This is a genomic window from Streptomyces sp. NPDC047917 (genome assembly GCF_043204345.1).
Lineage (GTDB): Bacteria > Actinomycetota > Actinomycetes > Streptomycetales > Streptomycetaceae > Streptomyces > Streptomyces sanglieri.
In genome coordinates this window covers 128,115-151,545 of the sequence record NZ_JBIDCA010000001.1, presented here as the reverse complement: position 1 = coordinate 151,545, position 23,431 = coordinate 128,115, and the positions used below count along the sequence as shown (strand labels likewise).

At 73.0% G+C, this 23,431-nt stretch carries 23 protein-coding genes; 14 read left to right on the top strand and 9 right to left on the bottom strand.

Features of this window, described 5'->3' with window-relative positions; all coding sequences use genetic code 11:
* Window positions 1-171: 171 nt before the first annotated feature.
* The 13 genes from ACGF8B_RS00630 to ACGF8B_RS00570 all read left to right on the top strand — a co-directional run bounded on the left by ACGF8B_RS00630 (window position 172) and on the right by ACGF8B_RS00570 (window position 12,280).
* Complete coding sequence (locus ACGF8B_RS00630; protein WP_392733487.1) at window positions 172-1,722, top strand: phage tail sheath family protein; 1,551 nt, start codon at window positions 172-174, stop codon at window positions 1,720-1,722.
* 54 nt (window positions 1,723-1,776) lie between these two features.
* A complete protein-coding gene (locus ACGF8B_RS00625; protein ID WP_072488539.1) occupies window positions 1,777-2,220 on the top strand; it encodes a phage tail protein in 444 nt (147 codons plus the stop codon).
* A complete protein-coding gene (locus ACGF8B_RS00620) occupies window positions 2,220-2,678 on the top strand; it encodes a hypothetical protein (protein ID WP_392733485.1) in 459 nt (152 codons plus the stop codon). The genes ACGF8B_RS00625 and ACGF8B_RS00620 overlap by 1 nt, the downstream gene beginning before the upstream one ends.
* Window positions 2,675-2,818, top strand: coding sequence for a DUF6760 family protein (locus ACGF8B_RS00615; protein WP_093896703.1), 144 nt, complete (start codon window positions 2,675-2,677; stop codon window positions 2,816-2,818). Before ACGF8B_RS00620 ends, ACGF8B_RS00615 begins: the two co-directional genes overlap by 4 nt.
* Window positions 2,819-2,847: 29 nt before the next feature.
* Window positions 2,848-4,668 (top strand): hypothetical protein, encoded by a 1,821-nt coding sequence (locus tag ACGF8B_RS00610; protein WP_392733482.1) that lies wholly within the window; start codon window positions 2,848-2,850, stop codon window positions 4,666-4,668.
* Between the two features lie 42 nt (window positions 4,669-4,710).
* Window positions 4,711-5,148 (top strand): phage tail protein, encoded by a 438-nt coding sequence (locus ACGF8B_RS00605; protein ID WP_072488542.1) that lies wholly within the window; start codon window positions 4,711-4,713, stop codon window positions 5,146-5,148.
* A 5-nt stretch (window positions 5,149-5,153) separates the two neighbouring features.
* Entirely contained in the window at window positions 5,154-5,957 is an 804-nt protein-coding gene (locus ACGF8B_RS00600) for a peptidase M23 (RefSeq protein WP_392733480.1), read from the top strand.
* Window positions 5,957-7,933 carry a VgrG-related protein gene (locus tag ACGF8B_RS00595; RefSeq protein WP_392733478.1) on the top strand — a complete coding sequence of 659 codons (1,977 nt, stop codon included), beginning with the start codon at window positions 5,957-5,959 and terminating at the stop codon, window positions 7,931-7,933. Before ACGF8B_RS00600 ends, ACGF8B_RS00595 begins: the two co-directional genes overlap by 1 nt.
* A 36-nt stretch (window positions 7,934-7,969) precedes the next feature.
* Window positions 7,970-8,251 carry a PAAR domain-containing protein gene (locus ACGF8B_RS00590; RefSeq protein WP_392733476.1) on the top strand — a complete coding sequence of 94 codons (282 nt, stop codon included), beginning with the start codon at window positions 7,970-7,972 and terminating at the stop codon, window positions 8,249-8,251.
* 6 nt (window positions 8,252-8,257) lie between these two features.
* Window positions 8,258-8,671, top strand: coding sequence for a GPW/gp25 family protein (locus tag ACGF8B_RS00585; protein WP_124720016.1), 414 nt, complete (start codon window positions 8,258-8,260; stop codon window positions 8,669-8,671).
* Entirely contained in the window at window positions 8,668-10,626 is a 1,959-nt protein-coding gene (locus ACGF8B_RS00580) for a putative baseplate assembly protein (RefSeq protein WP_392733474.1), read from the top strand. The genes ACGF8B_RS00585 and ACGF8B_RS00580 overlap by 4 nt, the downstream gene beginning before the upstream one ends.
* 5 nt (window positions 10,627-10,631) lie before the next feature.
* Window positions 10,632-11,165, top strand: a complete 534-nt coding sequence (locus tag ACGF8B_RS00575) for a phage tail protein (RefSeq protein ID WP_392733472.1) — start codon at window positions 10,632-10,634, stop codon at window positions 11,163-11,165.
* A 299-nt stretch (window positions 11,166-11,464) separates the two neighbouring features.
* The gene (locus tag ACGF8B_RS00570; protein WP_392733471.1) at window positions 11,465-12,280 is read left to right on the top strand and encodes a discoidin domain-containing protein; all 816 of its coding nucleotides are present in this window, start codon (window positions 11,465-11,467) and stop codon (window positions 12,278-12,280) included.
* Between the two features lie 171 nt (window positions 12,281-12,451).
* Here the strand turns inward: ACGF8B_RS00570 and ACGF8B_RS00565 are convergent, their stop codons facing one another.
* The 7 genes from ACGF8B_RS00565 to ACGF8B_RS00535 form a co-directional block, all read right to left on the bottom strand.
* Complete coding sequence (locus ACGF8B_RS00565; protein ID WP_392733469.1) at window positions 12,452-13,807, bottom strand: diaminopimelate decarboxylase; 1,356 nt, start codon at window positions 13,805-13,807, stop codon at window positions 12,452-12,454.
* A gap of 176 nt (window positions 13,808-13,983) precedes the next feature.
* A complete protein-coding gene (locus ACGF8B_RS00560) occupies window positions 13,984-15,699 on the bottom strand; it encodes a PucR family transcriptional regulator (RefSeq protein WP_392733467.1) in 1,716 nt (571 codons plus the stop codon).
* Between the two features lie 50 nt (window positions 15,700-15,749).
* A complete protein-coding gene (locus tag ACGF8B_RS00555) occupies window positions 15,750-16,985 on the bottom strand; it encodes a cytochrome P450 (RefSeq protein ID WP_392733465.1) in 1,236 nt (411 codons plus the stop codon).
* A 22-nt stretch (window positions 16,986-17,007) separates the two neighbouring features.
* A complete protein-coding gene (locus ACGF8B_RS00550) occupies window positions 17,008-18,402 on the bottom strand; it encodes an NAD(P)/FAD-dependent oxidoreductase (RefSeq protein ID WP_392733463.1) in 1,395 nt (464 codons plus the stop codon).
* Window positions 18,392-18,628 (bottom strand): ferredoxin, encoded by a 237-nt coding sequence (locus ACGF8B_RS00545; protein WP_392733461.1) that lies wholly within the window; start codon window positions 18,626-18,628, stop codon window positions 18,392-18,394. The genes ACGF8B_RS00550 and ACGF8B_RS00545 overlap by 11 nt, the downstream gene beginning before the upstream one ends.
* A 159-nt stretch (window positions 18,629-18,787) precedes the next feature.
* Window positions 18,788-19,462, bottom strand: coding sequence for a hypothetical protein (locus ACGF8B_RS00540; protein ID WP_392733459.1), 675 nt, complete (start codon window positions 19,460-19,462; stop codon window positions 18,788-18,790).
* Between the two features lie 384 nt (window positions 19,463-19,846).
* Window positions 19,847-21,097: a mannosyltransferase family protein gene (locus ACGF8B_RS00535; RefSeq protein WP_392733457.1), complete on the bottom strand. Its 1,251-nt coding sequence runs from the start codon at window positions 21,095-21,097 to the stop codon at window positions 19,847-19,849.
* 83 nt (window positions 21,098-21,180) lie between these two features.
* Between ACGF8B_RS00535 and ACGF8B_RS00530 the strand changes: the two genes are divergently transcribed.
* Window positions 21,181-21,528 carry a hypothetical protein gene (locus ACGF8B_RS00530; RefSeq protein ID WP_392733455.1) on the top strand — a complete coding sequence of 116 codons (348 nt, stop codon included), beginning with the start codon at window positions 21,181-21,183 and terminating at the stop codon, window positions 21,526-21,528.
* A 48-nt stretch (window positions 21,529-21,576) separates the two neighbouring features.
* Here the strand turns inward: ACGF8B_RS00530 and ACGF8B_RS00525 are convergent, their stop codons facing one another.
* Both ACGF8B_RS00525 and ACGF8B_RS00520 read right to left on the bottom strand, forming a co-directional pair.
* Window positions 21,577-22,104, bottom strand: a complete 528-nt coding sequence (locus tag ACGF8B_RS00525; RefSeq protein ID WP_392733453.1) for a SigE family RNA polymerase sigma factor — start codon at window positions 22,102-22,104, stop codon at window positions 21,577-21,579.
* A gap of 576 nt (window positions 22,105-22,680) precedes the next feature.
* Entirely contained in the window at window positions 22,681-23,394 is a 714-nt protein-coding gene (locus ACGF8B_RS00520; protein WP_392734419.1) for a response regulator, read from the bottom strand.
* Window positions 23,395-23,431: the final 37 nt, after the last annotated feature.

Below are 23,431 nucleotides of genomic sequence, written 5' to 3'. Positions count from 1 at the left end.
ACGCAGGGCAGGCGCACCGCGGTCGGGGGCAGCGCACGGCGGTACGTACAGCGCTGCGGCGTTGCCTGATCGGGCAGGGGCCGGTGCACGGGTGGGCGGCCGTGTGTCCGTTCCCGGTGATCGCCGGTCTCGCGAGAATTGCGGGCGTTCCCCGGCCAAGGAGAGACTCACATGCCGTCGTACCTGTCCCCGGGCGTCTACGTCGAAGAGATCGAGTCCGGATCCCGGCCGATCGAAGGGGTGGGCACCTCGGTCGCCGCCTTCGTCGGCTTCGCCCGCAAGGGCCCGTTCGACGAGCCGACGCTGATCACCAACTGGAGCCAGTTCGCCGGTACGTTCGGTGACTTCGTCGACGGTACGTATCTGGCGTCGGCCGTGTACGGGTTCTTCGCCAACGGCGGCGGCGTCTGTTACGTGGTGCGCATCGACGACGGCACCGAGCCGCAGGCAGAGGGGGACGACGGACGGAGCACCGGGCAGCTGCCCGCCGGTTCGGAGACGCAGCTCGGGCCGTACGCGGTGAAGCCCCGCCCCGGGGCGGCCGGCGAGATCACGGTCGAGGTCACCGAGGTGGAGGGGGACGATCCGCCCTCCGACGTCTTCCAGCTGATCGTGAAGCGGGACGGGCAGGTCGCGGAGACGTACCCGAGCGTGACGACCAAGCGCAGCAAGGAGAACGTCGCCACCCGGGTCAACGCCAAGTCCGAGCTCATCGAGATCCGCGAGACCGGGCGCGGCGCCGCCCCGGCCAGGCCCGGGCCGCAGAGCGTGACGCTGGCCCCCGCCGCGCCCGCCTCGCCCGACGCCGGGCCGCTGACCCCCGAGCTGTACGTGGGCGACCCCGACCGCCGCACCGGGCTCGGCGGGCTCGAAGCGGTCGAAGAGGTCACGACCATCGCCGTGCCGGACCTGATGAGCGCGTACGAACGCGGGCTGCTGGACCTGGAGTCGGTGATCGCCGTGCAGCAGGGGCTCATCAGCCACTGCGAGTTGATGGGCGACCGGGTGGCCATTCTCGACCCGCCGCCGGGACTCAGCCCGCAGCAGATCCGCGCCTGGCGCACCGACCGGGCCAACTTCGACTCCAAGTACGCCACGCTCTACTACCCCTGGATCCGGGTCGCCGACCCCTCGTCCGGGCGCGCCCGGCTCGTCCCGCCGAGCGGCCACATCGCGGGCGTCTGGGCCCGCAACGACGAGTCGCGCGGGGTGCACAAGGCCCCCGCCAACGAGGTCGTACGCGGTGCGGTCGCCCTGCAGACCCAGCTGACCAAGGGCGAACACGATCTGCTCAACCCGATCGGGCTGAACTGCATCCGGTCCTTCCCCGGGCGCGGCATCCGGGTCTGGGGCGCGCGCACGCTGGCCTCCGACCCGGCCTGGCGCTATCTGAACGTCCGGCGCCTCTTCAACTACCTGGAGGAGTCGATCCTCACCGGTACCCAGTGGGTCGTCTTCGAGCCGAACGACGACGCCCTGTGGGCCCGTATCCGGCGCACGGTGTCGGCGTTCCTGGTCAACGAGTGGCGCAAGGGGGCGCTGTTCGGGCTCACCCCGGAAGAGGCGTTCTACGTCAAGTGCGACCGCGAGACCAACCCACCGGAGAGCATCGACGCAGGTCAGGTCATCTGCGAGATCGGGGTGGCACCGGTCAGGCCGGCCGAGTTCGTCGTCTTCCGCCTCTCCCAGCTGACCGGGGGCACCGGCGGCGTCGACGAGTAGCGCGGCCCGGTCCCCTAGGTCCACCAAGCGGTAAGAGCCGTAAAGGAGCCTGTTGTGCCACTTCCCGATCTCGACAGCACCGTCGGGGCCTCCTTCGGCCTCGAATTCGACAGCGTCGTCATCAAGCAGATCACCGAGGTCAGTGGTCTGAAGATGGAGCAGGACGTCATCGAGCTGAAGCAGAACACCGCCGACGGCCGCTACGCCATCAAGAAGCTCCCCGGCAGGCCGAAGGCCGGTGAGGTGACCGTGACCCGCGGTCTCACCGAGGACAACAGCTTCGAACGGTGGATCAAGGACTCCCGGTTCGGCCGGATGACCGCGGCCCGCCGCAACGGCGCGGTCATCGTGTACGACCACGAGGGCATCGCCATCAAGCGCTACAAGCTCATCAACGCCTGGCCGAAGTCCCTGGAGATCGGCACCCTCAAGGCCGGTGACACCTCGGTCCTCACGGAGAAGCTCGCGATCACGTACGAGAGCATGGAACTCGACTGATGCGGCGTACGACATCGGCGGACGCCCCCGAGCGGCCGGATCCGGACGTCCCGGCCGCCGGGTCCGGGCGGACCGGTCGACGGGAGCCGCTGCGCACCGAGTTCACCTTCGAGCTGCCGCGCGGGTACGTCGACGAGACGGGTGCCGTGCACCACACGGGCGTCATGCGGCTCGCGACCGCGCGCGACGAACTCGTGCCGCTGCGGGACGACCGGGTGCGTGAGAACTCCGCGTACCTCTCGGTCGTGCTCATCGCCAGGGTCGTCACCCGGATCGGCACGATCGACGACATCCACCCCGGCGTCATCGAGGACCTCTTCGCCTCCGACCTGGCCTTCCTCCAGGACTTCTACCGGCGGATCAACGCCGAGGGACACACCCGCGCCGCCGTCTCCTGCCCGGCCTGCAAAGAGGAGTTCGCGGTGAATCTCGCCGGTGGCCGCCTGGGGGAATCGTGACGTACGCGGCCGACCTGCTCTACGAGGAGGTCGCGTACCTCGCCTATCACTTCCACTGGCCGCTCGATGAGCTGCTGGACCTGGAACACCCGGAACGACTGAGGTTCGTCGCACAGATCGCTCGCCTCAACGGGCAGTAGCGAACAGCGCGGGGAGGGCGGGAGAACCCATGGGCCTGATGTCCTGGCTGCGCGGCGGCAGCGGGCGTACGGAGACGAGTACGGGTACGGGGGCGAGTACGGGTACGGGGGCGGGCGGCACTGGAACCGCTCCGGCGGTGGCGCCGCGCGAGCGGCTCGATCCGGCCGAACTTCCGCCCATCCAGCGGATGCTGGGTGCCCAGGATCTGGTCATCGACCCGTCCGGCTTCCAGGGGTCGCTCGCCACCCGGCAGGACACCTCGCTCGGCACGCCCCTCGGGCATCTGGTCAGCCCGGACGCGCCCACCGGACTGGTGCACGGGATCACCGCCCCGGCTCCGGCGGAGCGCCCGTCGCCGGTGCAGCGGTCCGTGGAGCGGCCGGCACAGGCGCCGGTCCGGACCGGGTACGTGCCCCTGTCCGTGCCGATGCCCGTGGCCGTGCAGCGTGCCGCCGCGAGCGGTGCGCCCGCGATGACGTCGGCCGGGGAGTCGGCCGTGGCGGGGCTGCCGGTACGGCAGTTGGTGGGCGAACAGCCGCTCGTAGCGGCCTCGGCGCCAAAACCGGGGCCGGTGGCGGAGGCGCCCTCCGGCCCGCCTGTACAGCGTGCGGCGCTGCCGACCTCCCCTGACCGGCCCCGGCGGGTGCCCGGTCTCGGGGCGCCCATGTCCGCGCTGCCGCCCACCGCACAGCGGCAGGCCGCCCCCTCCACCCCGGAGGCGGAGGGGGCAGCGGGGGATGTTGCGGCCCCCGAGGTGCCCGGGGACTCCGAGGTGCCCGGGGACTCCGGGGTGTCCGAGGCGCCCGGGGACTCCAGGGTGTCCGGGGTTCCGGATTCCGTGCCCGACACCACTGGGTCCACCGCGCCGCTGCTCGGAGACTCCCCACTGCTCCCCGCCGCGTCGGAGCCCGTACCGGCGGCTCCCGCGCCGGCGGTGCAGCGGTCCGCCGCCGTGTCCTTTCCGGGTCCGCTCGCGCCTCCCCGGACAGCCGGTCCGGTCGCGCCGCTGCTCGCCGAGCGGCCCGTGGCGCTCCGGGCCGGGCCGGGCGGCGGTGCGGGCGCCGTACAGCGTTCGGCCGTGGACGGAGCGGAGGCGGCGGCAGCGGTTCCGTCGGCCGGTGCGGTTCCGTCGGCCGGTACGGGGGCGGTGCCCGGTCCGCCGTCGTACGCGCCGTCGTCCGTCTCACCAACCGCTCCGCCGGATTCCGTTCCGGTGCGCTGGACCTCGGACCGGGCGGGCATGCCCACGGTGACGCCGTCCGCATCCCTGCCGGCGGCTCTGCAACGTACGGCCACAGCCACGGCCACGGCTATGGCCACAGCTTCGGGGGAGGCGGCGCGTACGTCGTACCCGGCTCGTCCCGCCTTGCAACGTCGGGCAGTTGGCGGGCCGCCGGTGCCGCGTTCGTCGCCGGGTTCCGGTAGTCGTTCCGCACCGGTCACCGCTTCCGCCCCTGCCGTGACCTCCACCTCCTTCACCACGGCCGGTTCGGCCGCCGTGGCCGCCGGAGTGGCTCAGCGGATGGCGGACGGCAGCGTCGTCTTCGGGTCACCGCCGCCCTCGTACCCGGCGCGCGTCGTCCAGCGCGAGACGGAGAGCGAGGAGCCGCCGCCTCCGGATCCGCCCCAGGACACCGCGACGGAACCCGAGCCGGAACCGGAACCCGGGCCCACGGCCGAGGCCCACGGCGCGCCCGGCGCCTCCGGGGCCGCCCCCGCCCACGGGGGAGCGCCCGTCGTCACCGACGAACTGGTACGCGCCCTGTACACGCCGCTCAGCAGGCTCTTCAAGGCGGATCTGCGACTCGAACGCGAACGAGCGGGCTTCCTCATCAACACCAGGCACTGAAAGCCGGACAAGACCAGGCACTGAGATCGAGAGGTACGGACCATGGCCACCGCCCAGGAGAACGATCCCGCCGTCAGTGTCTGCTTCGTCGTCACGATCGACGACATCGAGCTCGGATCGTTCAACACATGCGACGGGCTGGGCTGCGAAGTGGTGCTCGAAACCCGTGAGGAGGGCGGCAACAACGGGCATCTGTGGCAGCTGCCGACCCGGCTGAAGTACTCGAACGTCAAGCTGTCCCGGCCGCTCACCAAGGAGACCGAGAAGGTGGCGCGCTGGTTCGCCACCATGACGACCGGGTTCAGCCGCAAGACGGCGCACATCGAGGCGCGGACCGGGGACGGGCAGAAGGTGGCCCAGTGGGGGCTGCTGGAGGTCGTCCCGGTCCGCTGGACCGGGCCCTCCTTCACCCCCGAATCGCCCAAGGTCGCGATGGAGACGATCGAGATCGCCCATCACGGCTATGTGATGGAGGGCTGAGCGTCGTGAGCGGTGCCGGTCCCATCGCCTTCAGCGCCGCCGGTACGTCCGGGGCGGCCGGAGCGAAGCCGGGCAGGGGCGGTTCGGCCCGGCCCAAGCTGGAGCACGCCTATCTGGAGCTGCGGACCCCGCCGACCGGCGGCGGACTCACCCCCGGTGGCCCGTGCGGGCGGATCGACTTCCAGTTCAACCCCAAGGAGCTGAGCCTCACCAAGGCCGCTTCCTGGAAACGGAGTCCGGCCAAGGGCGCGAAGAGCTCCGGCCCGCCGGAGTACCAGGGCTCGCAGCCCAGCAAGCTCACCGTGGAGATGTTCTTCGACGCCAGCGACACCCAGGACACCCGGGTGGTGACCTCCGTGGAGCAGCTCTTCGCCTGCTGCGTGCCGACGAACGAGACCCGTCAGCAGCAGCGGTCCTCGCCGCCGTGGGTGGTCTTCCACTGGGGCGGGCTGACCGGGTTCCCCGGCTACGTGAGCCAGGTGCAGGCGAAGTACACCCTGTTCACCACGTCGGGCGTGCCGATCAGGGCCGTCTGCCAGGTGACGATGGAGGAGATCAGCGGCGACACCCCGGGCCAGAACCCGACCTCGGGCGCCCTCGCCGCCCGCCGGGTGCACCAGCTGGGTGCCGGGGACTCGCTGCCCTCGCTCGCCCAGCGCGAGTACGGCGACCCGGCGGCCTGGCGGGTGATCGCCGAGGCGAACGGGATCGACGACCCGCTGCGGCTGGCCCCCGGACGGCAGCTGCTGCTCCCCGCGCTCGACGAGCTGAACCGGCTCCGAGAGGCCGAGCGCGGAGGGCGGTCCTGATGGCGCAGCCGGGCGTCGCGACGGCGCTGGTGGTGGAGTTCGGCGGCAGTCCGCTGCCGGCGAAGTTCGTGAACACCCTGGTCGAGGGGTACGTCGACGACAGCCGTACGCTGCCCGACCTGTTCCTCCTGCGCTTCCGCGACCCGGACCGGGTGCTGCTGGAGCAGACCGGGCTGAAGATCGGCAGCGAGGCCCGGCTGCTGGCCCGCGCGGGCGGTGACTCGGAGCCGAAACCGCTGCTCAAGGGGGTCGTCACCGCTCTGGAGGTGGAGCTCGACGAGACCGGCACGTTCACCGTCGTACGCGGGCTCGACGAGTCGCACCGGCTGTTCCGGGGGCGCCGGGTGGCCAGCTACCAGAACATGACGCTCGCCGACATCTGCGCCCAGGTCGCCCAGCGCGCCGGACTCAGGCCGGGCACCGTCGACGTGGCCGGTCCGGTGCTCGAACACATCGCCCAGCCCAACGTCACGGACTGGGAGTTCATCCGGGACCTGGCCGAGGAGGCGGGTGCCCAGGCGTACGTGCTCGACGGCCGGCTGCACATCACCCGGCCCGCGGAGGCGAGCGGCGCCCCCGACGGTTCGGCGCGGGCCGACCGCGACCCGCTGGTCCTGGAGATGGGCAGCAACCTGCTGCGCTGCCGGGCCGGGGTGTCCTCGGCCGAGCAGGTCTCCGAGGTCGAGGTGCGCGGCTGGGACGTCAAGGCCAAGCGGCCGCTGGTCGGGCGGGCGCCCGCCGGGAAGTCGGCGACGCTGGAGCTGGGGGTGAGCGCGGCCGAGGTGTCCGCCCCGTTCGGCGAGGCGCGCTTCGTGGTCACCGACGCGGCGTACGGGGCACAGGCGCAGGTGGACCAGGCGGCGAAGGCCCTGGCGGAGCGGATCGCCGGGTCGTTCGCGGAGCTGGAGGCGGCGATCCGGGGGAACCCGGAGGTGCGGGCCGGCAGCGCGGTGGCGCTCAACGCGGTGGGGGCGCCGTTCGAGGGGCGGTACACGGTCACGTCGTCCCGGCATGTCTTCGACCCGGTGCGCGGCTACGAGACCTGGCTCACCGTCTCCGGGCAGCAGGAGCGTTCGCTGTTCGGGCTGACCGGCGGCGGGCCGGGGGCGGGCGGCTCCGGTGGCGGTTCACGGTGCGTGGGGCTGGTCAGCGGGACGGTCACGGACACCCATGACCCGGAGGGCTCGGGCCGGGTCAAGGTGCGGTTCCCCTGGCTGTCGGACGAGTACGCCAGCGACTGGGCGCGTACGGCCCAGTCGGGCGGGACGAGCGGCGGCGAGGCGTTCATCCCCGAGGTCGGGGACGAGGTGCTGGTGGGGTTCGAGCACGGCCATCTGGACCGTCCGTACGTCCTCGCCGGTCTGTACAACGGGAAGGACCGGCCGTCACAGGGCAGCGGCGGCGGTGGCGGAGGCGGTGCCGGCTCTCCGGCGGGCGTGGCCGGTGCTGTGGCCGGTGCCGTGACCGGCAGCCCGGACACCTCGGGGTCCGCCCAGGGCTCCGCCCCGGGCGCCCCGCTCGTCGACCCGACCAGCGGGGCCGTCAACCGGCGTTCGATCGCCTCCAAGAGCGGCAACCAGCTGGAACTCCTGGACGACGCCAACGGTCCGCAGGGCGTACGCCTGCTCACCGGCGACGGAAAGCTGAAGATCGATCTGGACCGCAAGGGCACCGTGATCGTGATCAACAGCGACGGCAGCGTGAACATCGAGGCCAAGCAGCAGGTGTCCATCAGGGCCGACCGCGGCGTCACGCTGGACGGCGGGCAGGGGACGCTCGAACTGAGCGGCGACAGCGTCACGTTGAAGTCCCGCGGCGGGGTGAGCGTCGACGGCGGGACCGGCGAGGTCAAGCTCTCCACCGGCGGCACGGTGGCCGTGCGGGGCGGTCAGGTCACGGTCGACGGAACGCAGCGCACCGACATCAGGAGCGGCGGCTCCCTGGCCGTCAACGCACCCATGGTGAAGATCAATTGACGGCGCGGACGCCCGGAGCGAGAGGAACGGACTGCCATGTCAGCAGCCGCACGGGTCGGTGACCCCACCGGCCACCCCGGCACGGTCGGGCCCCCCGGCGTTCCGACCGTGCTGATCGGCGGGCTCCCCGCCGCCACGGTCGGCACCCCGCACCTGTGCGCGATGCCGCCGCCCGCGGTCCACGCCCCGTCCGTGATCGTCCCGCCCGGCAGCACCACGGTGCTGATCGGCGGCCGCCCCGCCGCCCGGGTCGGGGACCGGGCCGGCTGCGGCGCGCCGATCGTGTCCGGGTGCCCGACCGTGCTGATCGGAGGCTGAGCGGCCATGGGACAGGAGTTCATCGGCGCGGGCTGGGCCTTCCCGCCGCGCACCGACGCCACCGGCTCCATCGCCCTGGTGCGCGGTGAGCACGAGCTGGAGGAGTCGATCCGGCTGATCCTCGCGACGTCGCCGGGCGAGCGGCCGATGCGTCCGGAGTTCGGCTGCGCCGTCAACGACTACGTGTTCGCCCCGGCGGACGCGGGCACGGCCGGGCAGCTCGCCTACGAGGTGCGGCTCGCGCTGGACCGGTGGGAGCCCCGGATCGAGGTCACCGAGGTCGTCGTCCGGTTCGACGAGGCGGACAACGGCGTCCTGTACATCGACATCGGCTACACCGTGCGGGGCGCCAACGACCCCCGGAACCTGGTCTTCCCGTTCTATGTGATCCCGCAGCACGAAGAGGTGGACGGCGCGTGACACTGCCCAGCCCGTACCTGGACGACCGTCACTTCCAGGGCCTGGTCGACGAGGCGAAACGGCTCGTCCAGCAGCGCTGCCCCGAGTGGACCGACCACAATGTGTCGGACCCCGGAGTGACCCTCATCGAGGCCTTCGCGACCATGGTCGACCAGCTCGTCTACCGGGTGAACCGCGTACCGGAGAAGAGCTATCTGACCTTTCTCGACCTGATCGGGGTCCGGCTCCACCAGCCCACGGCCGCCCGCACCGATGTGACGTTCCGGCTCTCGGCGCCACAGCCAGAGCCGGTACGGGTGCGGGCCGGCACGGAGGTCGCGACCGTACGCACCGAGACCGAGGAAGCGGTGGTCTTCACGACCGACGGCGAACTGTCCGTAGTTCCCTGCGAGTTCGCCCATCTCGCCACCTGGCCGACGTCCGGCGACACCCTGGACCGTACCGAGGAACTCGCGCTGGGCCGTCCCGTCCCCTGCTTCGGCACCACGCCCGCGCCCGGCGACGCCCTCTACGTCGGTCTGTCCGCGGCCGTCCCCTCGGGCGTCGTCGTGCTCCGGCTGGACTGCGCCGTCGAGGGCGTCGGAGTGGACCCGCTGCGTCCGCCGCTGGTCTGGGAGGCGTGGGACGGCGCCGCCTGGACGGCCTGCGAGGTCGAGAAGGACGACACCGGCGGCTTCAACCGGTCCGGGGAACTGATCCTGCACCTCCCCAAGGGCCACACCCCCAACGTCGTCGTGCGCCGGACCGGCGGCTGGCTGCGCTGCCGGCTGGTGGAGGCCGCCCCGGGACAGCCCACCTACATGGCGCCCCCGGTGGTCCGCCGGATCACCGCGTTCACGATCGGTGCGACCGTCGCCGCCGTGCACGCCGAGACCGTGACCGACGAGGTGCTCGGCCCCGCCGAGGGCGTACCCGGCCAGACCTTCACGATCAGCCGCCCACCCGTCGTACCCGGCGACTTCGTCGTCGAGGTCGCGGACCCGTCGGGCGGCCCGCAGGGCACGGAGTGGACCCGGGTCGACGACTTCGCGCACTCCGGCCCCGAGGACCGGCACATCACGCTCGACCCCAACTCGGGGCGGGTCGAGTTCGGCCCGGCGGTACGGGAGCGGGACGGTTCCATCCGCTACTACGGGAAGGTGCCGCCGAAGGGCGCCACCGTACGCGTGCGCTCGTACCGCACCGGCGGCGGCCTGCGCGGCAACGTCGCCCGCTCCACCCTCCGGGTGCTGCGCAGCGCCATCCCGTACGTGGCCCGGGTGGAGAACCGGGGTGCGGCGCTGGGCGGGGTGGACGGGGAGACGGTGGAGAGCGCACGGGTGCGCGGGCCGATGACGCTGCGGACCCTGCACCGGGCCGTCGTGCCGCACGACTACGAGCTGCTGGCCCGCGAGGTCGCGCCGGACGCGGCCCGGGTGCAGTGCATCCCGGCAGGCGAGGACTCGGCCGTCGAGGCGGGCGGGGTGCGGCTGCTCGTCGTACCGGCCGGGCGCAGCGACGAGCAGGGCCGGATCCGGTTCGACGAGCTGATCCCGCCGCAGCAGACCCTCGCGCTGATCGCGGGCCATCTGGACGAACGCAGGCCGATCGGCGCCCGGTTGGTGGTCGAGCGGCCCTTCTACCAGGGCGTCACGGTGGTCGCCACGGTCCAGGCCCGCAGAGGTGTCGTGCTGGAGAAGGTGCGGGAGGAGGCGCTGACCGCCCTCTACAGCTACTTCAACCCGCTGAGCGGTGGACCGGGCCGGGACGGCTGGCCGTTCGGCCGGCCGATCCAGTCGGGCGAGGCGTTCGCCGTGCTCCAGCAGGTGGCGGGCGTGGACCTGGTGGAGGACGTACGCCTCTTCCCCGCGGACCCCGTGAACGGGCAGCGCGGCGAACCCACCACCAAGATCGCGCTGGACCGGCACGCGCTGGTCTTCAGCTACGAGCACCAGCTCCGGGTACGGGAGGCCTGACCACCATGCGCACAGCCGTGACCGGCCTGCCGACGCCGCACCCGTTGATCGAACAGCTCCCGGCGGTCTACCTGGAGCAGGACTTCCTGCAACGGTTCCTCGCGGCGCTGGACGACGTACTCGCCCCGGTCCTGCTCTCCATCGACAACCTGCCCGCCCACCTCGACCCGCGCAGCGCGCCGGAGGACTTCCTCGACTGGCTGGCCCAGTGGGTGGCCGTCGACACCCGCACGGACCAACCGGTCGGGCAGCGGCGGGCGACGGTGCGCGGCGCGGTCGAGCGGCACAGCCGGCGGGGCACCCGGCGCGGTCTCGCGGAGGCGGTGCTGCTGGAGACCGGGATCGAGCCGGAGATCGTGGAGAGCGGCGGCACGGCGTGGTCGACGATGCCGCACACCCGGTTCCCGGGCGGCCCGCGGCCCTGGGTGACGGTCCGGGTCCGGGCCACGCAGCCGTACCAGGTCGACCGGGTGCGGCTGGAGGAGCTGATCCGTACGGAGATACCGGCGCACGTGGGCTTCGACCTGGAGGTGCTGTGATCTGCGAGTCGTGCGGGCAGAACAACGCGCCGGGGACGCAGTTCTGTACGTCGTGCCAGGCGTTCCTGGAATGGGAGGAGCCGCCGGGCGGAACCCCGGCGCCCTCCACCACCCGGCCGCCCCGGGCGCACTGGGATCCCCACGTCCCTCCGGCCGCCCCCGCGCCGCGGCCGGATCCTGAGCCGCACCCCGTCCCCCTGCCGCAGCCGCAGCCGCAACCGTCGCCCCGGCCCTCCCCGCGGCCCCCCGTCGCCCCGACCGCCGCCCCGCGCCGCCCCGGCGAGGAGACGGACGAGCCGGTGCCGGGGCCCGAGGCGCTGCCCGACGTACCGCCCGGCCCGGCGCGCACACCCCCGGGTCCGCCGCCCGCCCCGCCCGTCCGCTGTCCCAACTGCCGTACGGAGAACGCCCCGGACCGAACCCTGTGCATCCGCTGCGCACTGCTCCTGAACCCGGGACCACCGCCCGAGGTGCGGCCTGTCTGGTGGCGCCGGATCTTCCGGCGGCGGCCGCGTCAGGCGCCCACCGCGGGCACCCGGCCCAAGCGCCGGCTGTGGCGCCGCCCCGGTCTGGCGCTGCCGGTCGTGCTGATCGTGCTGGCGTGCGGGGTCTGGTTCGCGCTTCCGCACGTGCCCGGCTGGTTCGGCTTCGCCAAGGACGAGACCGGGACGCCGGAGGCGGTGCCGCCGACCCGGTTCCGGGCCTCCAGCAGGGCTCCGGGGCACCCGGCGGGCGCGGCGTTCGACGGCTTCAACAACCGCTACTGGGCCCCCTCGGCCGCCGGGACCGACACCGGAGTGGGGCAGTACCTGGAGTGCGACTTCGAGCAGCCGGTGCGCGTGCTGAAGCTGGTGGTCTTCTCGGGCACGTCGGCCAAGATGGACGAGTTCCTCACCCAGGCCCGCCCGGCGAGGATCACCGTGCTGCTGACCTCCGCCGACGGAACCAGCGTCAGCAGGAAGCTGCGGGTCAAGGACCAGCCGGGCCAGCAGACCTTCGACCTGCGCGGCTCGGAGATCGTCAGGGCCCGGCTCACCACCGACACCACGTACGGAGCGGGCCCCGACCGCCGTCTCGCCGTCGCCGAGATCGAGTTCTTCGGCCGCAGGACCTGACCGGGGAAAGGTCCACCGCGAGGGGCTGGAGTTCGTGGCCCCCGGGCTGGTGTCCGGCCCCGAGTGGTACAAGGACACCCCGGCGCCGGAGTACGAGCCCAACGGCGTGTACGCGGGAGTGGCGCGGGTCCGCGGAGAACGGGGGCGCGGCGCCCGGGGGTTCCGGGGCAGTCACGCCCTGCGCAGCTCCACCAGCGCCTCCGCCTGCGCGAGACCGCTCTCCTCGACGACCTCGCGCACGCTCTGCGCCTCGCGCACCAGCGCGAACCGCACCCGCCCGCCGGCGTCGGTGCGGTAGCCGTACACCGCGGGCCGGGGCAGCGAGTTGTACGAGAAGTGCGAGGAGAAGTAGTACGCGCCGGTGTCGTGGAGGGCGACCACGTCGCCGGGCTCGATGGCGGGCAGCCAGACCCCGGTCGCGGTGAGGTCCCCGGCGAAGCAGCAGGGGCCCGCGATGTCGACGACCTGGGCCGGTCCCCGCTTCGGGCGGCCCGCGGCGTCGAAGACCCCGACGCGCAGCGGCCAGGATCCGGGCATGAACACCGTACGGGTGGCGACCTGGGCGCCCGCGTGCGTGACCGCGATCCGCCGGCCGCCTGCCGACTTGGTGTACTCGACGACGGTGCCGATCGTTCCACTCTTGGCCAGCAGCGAGCGGCCGAACTCGGTGACGAGGGTGTAGCGCCCGTCGAAGAGCCCCGGTGCGGCTTCGCGGAGTTCGGCGACGTGGTCGGCGTACGTGGGCCGGTCGTCCTCGTCGGTGAAGTTGACGGGCAGGCCGCCGCCGATGTCGATCCCGGTGATCCGGGCGTGGCCCAGCCGGTCGTTGATCCGCTCGGCCAGCTCGTACGCCACGCGGATGCCCTCGGCGATGAGCGGCAGCGGGCAGCCCTGGGAACCGACGTGCGCGTGCAGCCGGTTGAGCCAGGGGCGGCGCTCGAACGCCTCGGTCACCGCGTCCACGGCACCCGGATCACGTAGCGCGACGCCGAACTTCGAGGTCGCGGTCGCGGTGCTCATCGCGCCGATGGCCCCGGCCCCGACCTGCGGGTTCACCCGGAGCCCGATGGGTCCGGCGGCCTCCCGGCCGGCCAGCAGGCGGTCCACCCGGGCCAGCTCCTGGAAGTTGTCCAGGTTGATCGCGATGCCGTGGGCCAGCGCGAACTCCAGCTCCCCGACGGTCTTCGCGGGGCTGTCGAAGACCAGCCGGTCGTACGGGAACCCGGCCGCGAGGGCCTGCTCCAGCTCGCCGGGCGAGGCGACCTCGCACCCCATACCCGCGTCCGCGAGCAGCCGCAGCACCGGCACCAGACCGCACGCCTTGGCCGCGAACGTGTGCTGCACCGGCGCGGGCCCCGCGAACGCCTCGTTCAGCGCGTCCACCGCGGCGAGCACACCGTCCACGTCGAGGAGACCGACCACGGGGGAGTGCGGACCGAGCAGCCCGTCCTCCACCGCACGCGCCAGCGCCGCCGTGCGGCGGTCGCCGCGCTGCCGGGACGCCGAACCGGAAGTCGTGCGAGTCATAGGAACACCCCTTCGTCCGCCAGGTCCGCCACAGGGAGCAGCCCTTGATCGTTCCGCTGTCCGCCACAGCCGCCCTGCCTGTCGTACGGACAGCATCGGCGCGCGGGGGACGGCGCGTCTTCGACCGACACGACGACACCCGCCCGGTTCCTTTGCCGTACCGGACAGCGGAACGATCAAGGGCTTCCGGCCCGGTGCGACCGGCGGGCCGCGAGCCGCAGCCCGATCTCCACGAGCAGCCGCACCGCGGGGTCGGCCGGATCGACGCCGAACAGCTCCCGGGCCCGGCGCAGCCGGTACCGCAGGGTGTTGGGGTGCACATTGAGGCGCCGCGCGGCCGTACCCGTGTCGCAGGACGCGTCGAGGTAGGCGGTGACCGAGTCGCCGTACGCCGAACCGTGCGCCCGGTCGTGCTCGACCATCGCGTGCACCGGCCCCGACAGCGACCCCCACAACGGCTCCACCCGGTCGAGCAGCCGGAGCACCGTCGCCTCGGGGACCACCTCGTCGTACGCCGCCACCGCCGACCGCGCCTCCCCGGCCGGCAGCCTCGCGGCCCGCTCCCGCAGCACCCGCACCACCAGCTCCGCGGCCTCCCGCGAGGCGGGCAGCCCGGCCGGCCCGGCCGCCACCGGACCGGCGCCCGCGAGGACCACCTCGCGCGGCACCGAGCGCGCGCTCGCCAGCAGTGCGCGCGCGGGATCCGCCTCCCCGTCCCCGGCCGGGACCAGCACGTACAGCCGCCGCCCGGACCGCGCGGTCACACACCCCGGCCGGTACGCGGCGGCCTGGAGCGCGAGCACGTCCAGCACCCGCCGCCCGGCACTCCCCGCGTCCTGCGCGTCGTACGCCCCGGCTCCCCGCCCGTCGCCTCCCCGCCCGTCGTAGGCCTCGCCTCCCCGCCCGTCGTACGCCTCCGCGACCACCACCGTGTACGGCCGGTCCGCCGTGACCCCGGCCTCTCGCGCGGACCGGACGTCCCCCCTCAGCAGCGCGTGCACGGCTCCTTCCCGCGCCCTGGCGGCCGCCCGGCCCCAGGTCTGATGGTGCGACAGATGGGGAACGGCGGCCCGTGCCGCGGTGCGCAGCGCGGCCGCCGCGTCCTCGGCGAGCGGCCGGCCGTCGGCGGCGGCCCAGATGGACCCGAGCACCTCGGAGCCGTGGCGCACCGCGATGGCCAGCCGCTCGGCGTACCGGTCGTCGGCGGGCAGCCGCACCACGTCCTCGGTGCTCCACAGCGTCCGGAAGAAGCCGCTCGCCCGGAGTTCGTCGACCCGCCAGCGGGGGACCTCCTGGCCGAGGATGGTCAGCCGGCGCATCGGGTCGGGTTCGTGGTCCAGTCGCGAATAGGCCAGCACCCGCGACTGCGGATCCTCGATCGTGATGGCGCCGCCGACCAGGTCCGCCACCGTATTGGCCAGCCCGGAGAGGTCGCCGGGCCGCAGCCCCGCCACCCCGGCGGTTCCGGCCGGGCCGCTGTGCACCAGGGCGGTCCGCAACCGGCCGAGCACCTCCGTCCACCCCTGCCCCGGCCGCCGGGTCAGCAGCGCCGTGCGGCCCCGGCCCGCCGCCTCCACCAGTTCGGCGCGCGGCCCCCGGGCGCCGGGCCGCATCACCACGGCCGCCGCCCCGGCCCGGTCGGCGGCGCGCAGTACGTCGAGCGCCTCGGGCGAGGCGGCCTCCACACCGACCGCGAGCAGGATCAGCCCGGCCGCCGCCCGCGCGCCGTCGTCCTCCCGCTCCTCGCCGGGGTCGTGCAGCACCACATCGGTCACCGGCACACCGGTACCGCGCGGTGCCACGACGACATCGAGCATCCCGGGGTCGATCAGCCCGAGGATCCGTTCCAGCGAGGGCCCGGTCTCGCGCCGGTCCGGTTCGTGCGTCGGCATCCGTCCATCATCGTCGGCCAGGCCCCGCGCGTGCAGGTGCCGGACCGGACTCAGCCGCGCAGGCCGTCGAACGCGACGTTCAGATGGCGGGGCCCGCGCAGCACGGCGTTCTGCCGGTACGGGGGCGGGTCGTCCACCAGCCGGGGGCCGTCGAGGCGGTGGGCCAGTGCGGTCAGGGCGAGTTGGGCCTCCAGCCGGGCGAGGGGCGCGCCGAAGCAGTTGTGGATGCCGCTGCCGAAGCCGAGATGCTGGATGTCCGGCCGGTCGGGGTCGAAGCGGTCGGGGTCGGGGAACCGTTTCGGGTCCCGGTTGCCGGACGCCAGGACGAGCCAGACGGAGGCGCCCTTGGGGATGGTGGTGCCGGCGATGTCGATGTCCGCGAGTGTGGTGCGCTGCGGGAGCAGTTGCACGGGCGGCTCGAAGCGCAGCAGCTCCTCCACCAGCGGGACGGCCAACCCGGCGTCCTCACGCAGCCGTTCGAGCACATCGGGGTTGCGCAGCAGGGTGAGCGTCCCGTTGGTGATGAGGTTGACCGTGGTCTCGTGGCCGGCGATCAGGAGCAGCGCCGAGGTGCTGAGCACTTCCATCCGGGTCATCTGCCCGTCCGGGCCCTGCTGGGTGGCCAGTGCGGAGAGCATGTCGTCGCCGGGGGCACCGCTGCGTTCGTCGATGAGCCCGGACAGGTACGCCCCCAGTTCGGTGCGGGCCTCGTGGGTGGCGCGGCGCTGCGCACCGGGATCCCCGCTCGGGTCCGGGTCGAGGCCGGCGGCGATGGTGTCGGCCCAGGAGTGGAAGCGTGCCTCGTCCTCGCGCGGAACGCCCAGCAGCCGGCAGATCACGGTGACGGGGAAGGGGTAGGCGAAGTCGTCGACGATGTCGACCTCCTTCCGGTCCCCGAACCCGTCGATGAGGCCGTCGACGACGCGGGCCAGTTCGCCGCGCATGTTGTGCACGCGCCGGGGTGTCTCCGGCGGGCCGAAGGGGCGCATCGTCATCCGGCGCAGCCGGTCGTGCTCGGGCGGGTCCAGCCGCAGGAAGGCGGGCGGCAGCGGCGAGGCCTCCTCCTCCTGGAGCAGGGTGCCCGCGGCGCCGGGGGAGAGGTTGCGCGCGTCGGAGCTGATCCGGGGATCGTGCAGCAGGCTCTTGATCTCCCAGTACGTGCTGACGACGAACAGATCGTCGCCCTCCTGACGCACCGGTTTCTTCCGGAGTTCGGCGTAGAGCGGGTACGGGTCGGCGCGGTTGGCGTAGTCGATGATCTGCCGCAGGAGCGTGTCTTGCGTCATGGTGGCGGGATCCTTGCTGGGGTCAGGCCCGGGCGGGGCTGAAGGTGATCCGCTGGTCGGTGGGTGAGTAGCCGCTGACGGTGACGGACGGCCCGTGGGTGGGCAGGGAGGGGTCCGGGAAGTCGGCCGGTACCGGCCGCAGGCCTTCGGGGCGGCGGTCCACCGAGGAGTACTCCGGGGGGAACGGCGCGGCGGTCTCGATCTGCCGCTGGTAGAACTCCAGCCACTTCGTCTGGTCGAAGGAGACCGCGGCGATGACCCGGCCCTGGTACCCGTACACCCCGGTGAAGCGGTGGTCGGCGAGCGAGCCCTGGGCGACGATGATCTCCTCGCCCAGCGAGGGGACGCCGACCGACTTGATGTTGACCCCGAACTGGGACGACCAGAAGGCCGGCACCCACAGGTGGGGGCGGCGCTCGGAACTGCTGCTGATCATGTTGTGCGCCGCGGTCTCGGCCTGCGCGACGGCGTTCCCCCAGTGCTCCAGGGAGAGGAACTGGTAACCGAAGATCGCGTGCGGGGACCGGGCGACATCACCGGCGACGAAGACGTCGTCGGTCACGATGCCGCGTACGTCGAAGGCCCGGCACCCCGCGTCGCAGGCGATTCCGCGCGGACCGGCGCCGAGCCCGGACCCGGCCAGCCACTCGGTGTTCCGCGTCGCGCCGAGCGAGACGACGGCGACATCCGTGTCGAGGGCGGTGCCGTCGGACAGATGGGCCCGTCGCAGCCGGCCCGCCGAGTCGCCCTCCAGACCGGTGACCATGATTCCGCAGCGCAGGTCCACCCCGTGCGCGCGCTGGAGCTCCGCGGCCACCTGGCCGACCACCCCGCCGAGTGCGCCCACGAGGGGCGCCGCCCCGCGTTCGGCGACGGTCACCGGCAGCCCGCGCTCACGGCAGGCCGAGGCGATCTCGGAGCCGGTGAAGCCCGCGCCGATGACCAGCACCCGGCGGGGCGACGCCGCCAGCCGCCGGTGCAGCCGGGCCGCGTCGTCGCGGGTGCGCAGGACGAAGACCCCTTCCAGCTCGGCCTCCGTCCGGTGCGGCCAGGGCCGGGCCCGTACTCCGGTGGCGATCAGCAGCCGGTCGTACTCCACCTCGTCGCCGTCGGCCAGCCGCACCCGCCGGGCCGCCATGTCCAGCCCGGTGGCGGCGACCCCGAGCCGCCACCGGGCGTCGAGCCCGTGCCGCCGGGGCAGCTCGGTGCGATCGGCGGACGCGTGGCCCAGCAGGACCTGTTTCGACAGCGGGGGACGGTCGTACGGCTCGTGGGGCTCGTCACCGATCAGCGTGAGCGAACCGGTGAAGCCCTCCTTCCGCAGGGTCTCCGCGGCCCGGAGGCCGGCCAGGGAGGCGCCGACGATCACGATCCGCCCCTCGCGCCTCAGCCGCTCCAGAGCACCGTCACCGGACACCGGACAGCCCCTCTCCCACGCCGGCCGGTGCCTCGTCCGGGTCCTCCACCAGGATGGCCTGCACCGGACACGCGGTGGCGGCACGCATCACCTGCTCACGCTGCGCCTCGTCGGCGTGCGGGTTGTACAACAGGGATTCCTCGCCGTGCATGGCGAAGACATCGGGTGCCAGGAACGCGCACTGTGCGTACCCCTGGCACCGGTTGAGATCGACGACAAGCCTCATCAAGGGGCCGCCCTTTCGCGTAGTACTCCGAGCACTCCCGCATCAGCGTGCGAGGGCCGTTCCGGATCCGCGAGCACAGGCGGACCGATGGAGTCACGGGGCGACCGATGGAGTCACTGGGTGACCGGTGGGGTCACGGGGCGGCCGGTGGGGATGGGGTCACCGCCGGACCGGTGGATCAGCCGCACCGGCCACGATGATGTGGATGCCGACGGCCAGGGCCCACACGGGGAACACCAGCTCGGACCAGGCGACGCTGCCCGCCGCGAAGAGCAGGGTCAGGCCCACGAGGGCGCCGAGAACCGTGAGCGGACGTGGCAGGACGCCGAGCCGGTGCGCGATGCCGGAGGTCGAGAAGACGAACACCGCGGCCATGCGCATCGAGTAGGTGGTCAGCAGGCCGTACGTGAAGTCCCCGCCGAACGACCACAGCTGACCCCCGGGTTCGGCCCCCTTCGTCGACAGCAGGCTGCCGGCCGCCGCCGTGGCCCCGAAGAGGGTCGCGACGAAGACCAGGCCGCTGCCCAGGAAGACGGTGGCGAGGAACTTGTCCTCGGCGTCCCCGATGCGTGCGCGCACGGCTCCCATGAACCACAGGAAGGAGATGCCCGCGAACGGGACGAGTTCGAGCGCCGTCCGTACCGTGCGCCGGCGCGAGGGATCGGTGAGCCACTCGCCGGAGCTCCTGCCCGGTTCGGACGGGATCGCCAGCCGGGTCAGGACGATGGCGGCGGCGAGCAGCAGGGCGAAGACGACCCCGGCCGTTCCCGCGGCCCGCGGAGTGCGCAGAGCCCGGCCCCGGGTGTCCGGTCGCGTCTTCCGTCGCGGTTCCATGGGCGGACGTTCGCCTCCTCCGGCTCCGGGGCCGTCGCCGGCCCGACGCCCCCGGGACCAGCAAGCCCCTGCACGGCGCCGGGTGCCACCCGGGCCGGGCGGGAGGGTGAGCCGCGGCCCTCGGCCCCGCGGCCCCCCGCAGACTTCCGCAGCCCCCCGCAGCCCCCCGCAGTCTTCCGCAGTCTTCCGCGGCCGTCCCGGGCGTCCGAGCCGGCCTACCTGTTCGACCTGGACCTGTTCCAGGACGTGAAGGCCGGAAAGCCGGAAAGCCGGAAGGCCGGACAGACCGGAAGGCCGGACAGACCGGGTTCCGCGACCGGATGATCAGCGCCTGGGTGGGCTTCGCCGGGTCGGGACGGCCCGACCCGGCCCTCCCCGCACGGTTCAGCCGGCCCACCGTCCGGAGAGGAACGTGACGGCGACGACCGTCGTCAGCGGCGCCCCGACGGTGAGGCAGACCGTCCTGACGCGCGGGTTCCGCAGGCTCCAGGCGGCGAGCCCGGTCCACAGGGGCCACCACAGCAGGGTCGCCCGGGGCATGGAGGTGTACCAGTAGGACGTGCCCAGTGCCCACAGGCTGAGCGCGATGTACACCGCCTCCGCCCAGCGCCGCCGCCGCAGCAGCAGGCCGCACAGCACCAGGCCGACGACCATGGTGAGGAGTTCGGCCTGGCACATCAGGGCGTACCCGGTGCTCTGGGAGTGCCCGAACGCGGCGTGCCAGGTGTTCTTCCACGCCTCCCAGGGGGCGTGGAAGTCGCGGTACCAGCCGCGCTCCTCGGCGTGCTTCCAGGCCATCCAGTCACCGGTGTGCGCGTGCAGGTACCAGCTGTGGAGCAGTGGCGGCAGGGCGGGCAGCGCCAGCCAGGGGAGACGGCGCCAGGGCGCGGAGCTGCGGGCGGTCACCAGGAAGTGCACCGCGATCGCCCCGGCGAGGAAGAGCCCGCTGACCCGGACGGTGGTGGCCAGGCAGGCGAGGAGGGCCGCCAGCGGCCAGTTGAGCCGCTGGGCGGCCAGCCAGGCCGGCAGGGCGAAGGCGAGGAAGAGCGCCTCGGTGTAGCCGGCGGCGAGGAAGACCGCGCACGGGGAGAGCAGGAAGAACAACGCGGCGCGGGGCCCCGCGCCCTCCTGCGGCAGATGCAGCCGGGCGATCCGGGCCAGGGCCAGTACGGCGACCCCACCGGCCACGAACGAGATCAGCGCCCCGGCGGCGGACCAGCTGGGGACGACCGTGTGGACGGCCCGCAGCAGGAACGGGAAGCCGGGGAAGAACGCCTCCCTGTTGTCCCAGTCGGCCGTCCAGGGACCGGTCCCGTCCGGGAAGTAACCGGACTGGGCTATGTGCAGGTAGTGCCACCAGTCCCACCGCTGCCACGACGAGAAGAACGAACCGGAGTGGCGGGCCCGCCCGTCGTCGGGGAACAGCCACCGGGTGCAGTACGCGGTGGTCCAGATCCCGGCCCGGGTCAGCAGATACAGCCACAGCACCTCGCGGTCGGCGGCCCCGATCCGCGGCAGCCGCCGACGGGCGGGCACCGGCTGCGGCGCGCGCCGGGGAGCGGTGACTCCGGTGCCGGACGCGTCCGGACGTTCCCGCTGCCTCTCGGCCTGCCGCTGCGGAGCGGAAGTACTCACGACATTCTCTCCCGATCTTTCCGTCTCACTTCTTCTCTCTCCGCCGAGCTCATCGGCCTCACCCGGATCAGGGAGGCGGCAGAGTGAGGCTCCGGCTGGGCGCGGTGTACGCCCCGGAGGGGCTCTCGCTCTCGCTCTCGCTGGAGGAGGGCGTATGCATGGGCGGCAGGCTGGTCCTGGGCGAACCGGGCGACGGCGTGGACGACGAGGACGTGGCCGGCGAGGGTGAGATCCGGGGCGACGGAACGGGCGACGGGGTGGTGGCGGGCACGGTGGTGCTCCTGCTGTCCGGCAGGAGCGTGGCCACGGCCGCACCCGTACCGGAGAAGACCAGACAGGCCCCCACGGCCATCGCGACCATCCGCCGCCTGCGCAGGCGTTCGCCGCGCTCGGCGATGTACGACGGCGGCGCGGAACGCGCGCGCGACTGACCGACCGCCGCGGCTTCCTTGAACAAGGACCCCAACGGGTCTCGGGGTTCAGACACAGGGCCCCTCCTCGGTACGCGGATCCTGCAGACGGTGCGAGAGCGTGGTCCGGCCCCTGGCCAGATGTGTCTTGACGGTGCTGGCCGCCAGGCCGGTCTCCGCGGCGATCTGTTCGACGGTCAGATCACAGACGTAGTGCAGCGCCAGCGTGCGACGCTGTTTGGCCGGCAACTCCCGCAACGCCCCCACCAGCGCCACCGTCTCCGGCCCCGGTGCCTCGGTATGGGGCGGCGCGCCACTGCGCTGCCAGGCGTCGGCCGCCCGCCGCCGTCCCCGCCACCGGCTCACCGCCAGCCGCCAGGCGACCGTACGGATCCATGCCTCGGGCTGCCCGTCGCGGTCGAGTTGACGCCGCCGGCTCCACCCTTTGACGAAAGCTTCCTGCACCACGTCCTGCGCTTCGTGCTGGTCGCCGAGCATCACGAACAACTGCCCCGTCAGCCGGGCAGCCGTCAGCGCGTAGAACTCTTCGAACTCCTCGACGGTCAACAAACAACTCCTGGATCTCCTCGGTCTCATCCGGCATACGCCCGGCACCCCTCATCCGGACGACACGGAATCCGAAGAGATCGGGTGACGGTGATCACACGGCTCCGGAGCGGGGTGCGCCGCCGGAGCGGGTGGTGCCGGAAGCCCCTGATCACCGGCATCAGGGCATACCGGAGAAAGAGTTATCAAACCTCTTGACCAGCGAGAAATTGGGAGGAGAATCGTCAATACACCAGAAAACCAGAGCGAGCCGCACCGCCGGCGGAGACGTCCCGCCGACCCGAGTGACCCCCTCGTCGGCTCTGGCCAGGCCCCCGGCAGCTCCTCCGGATCCGGAGCTTTCAGCGACGGTTGGAAGCCCCAGTACCGAGAAGGACTACCGGGGACTGCATGTGTGCCCCCACGACCGCGTGATCACGCCGTGGAAAAGACGCCGTGGAAAAGACGCCGTGGAAACCAGACCGTCAGCGAAGAGCCGAGTAAACCAGACCGTCGGCGGAAACCTGACCGACAGCCGTCGCAGCCGTCGCAGCCGTCGCAGCTGTCACGGCTGTCACAGTCGTCGCAGTCGCCACGGCCGCTCGGTCGCTCAGCCGCCACAGCCACTCAGCCCGTGAAGCCGGGGACCATCAGGCCGGACTCGTACGCGATCACCACCGCGTGGGTCCGGTTCTGCGCGCCGAGCTTGGTCAGTACGTTTCCGACGTGGGTCTTGACCGTCTCCAGGCTCACCGTGAGGGACTCCGCGATCTCCGGATTGGACAGCCCGGTGGACATCAGGCGCAGCACCTGCTCCTCCCGCCCGGTCAGGTCGGCCTGCGGCAGGGCCTCGGCGGAGCCCAGCGGACGGGCGGCGACCATGCGGCCCAGTGCGGCCGGGAAGAGGACCGCTTCGCCCGCCGCCACGACCCGGACCGCCTCGGCGATCCGGCGGACCGGGAGGCGCTTGAGGACGAAGCCGCTGGCGCCCGCGCTGAGGGCGGCGGTGACGTAGCCGTCGTTCTCGAAGGTGGTGATCACCACGACCTTCGGCGGGTCGGCCGCTTCGGCCAGCAGTTGGCGGGTGGCCTCGATCCCGTTGCACCGCGGCATCCGGACGTCCATCAGGACGACGTCCGGCCGCAGGCTCCGCGCCCGTTCGACCGCCTCGACGCCGTCGGCGGCCTCGCCGACCACCGTGATCCCCGGCTGCGCGGAGAGCAACATGCCCAGGCCGCTGCGGGTCACCTCGTCGTCGTCGGCGATCAGGAGGCTGACAGCGGGTTCGGTGACGGCGGGGAGGACCGGGGCCGTGTCCTCGCCCGTGCCCGACGTGCTCACGCCGACGCCCACGCCGGACGTGCCCGCGCCGGACGTG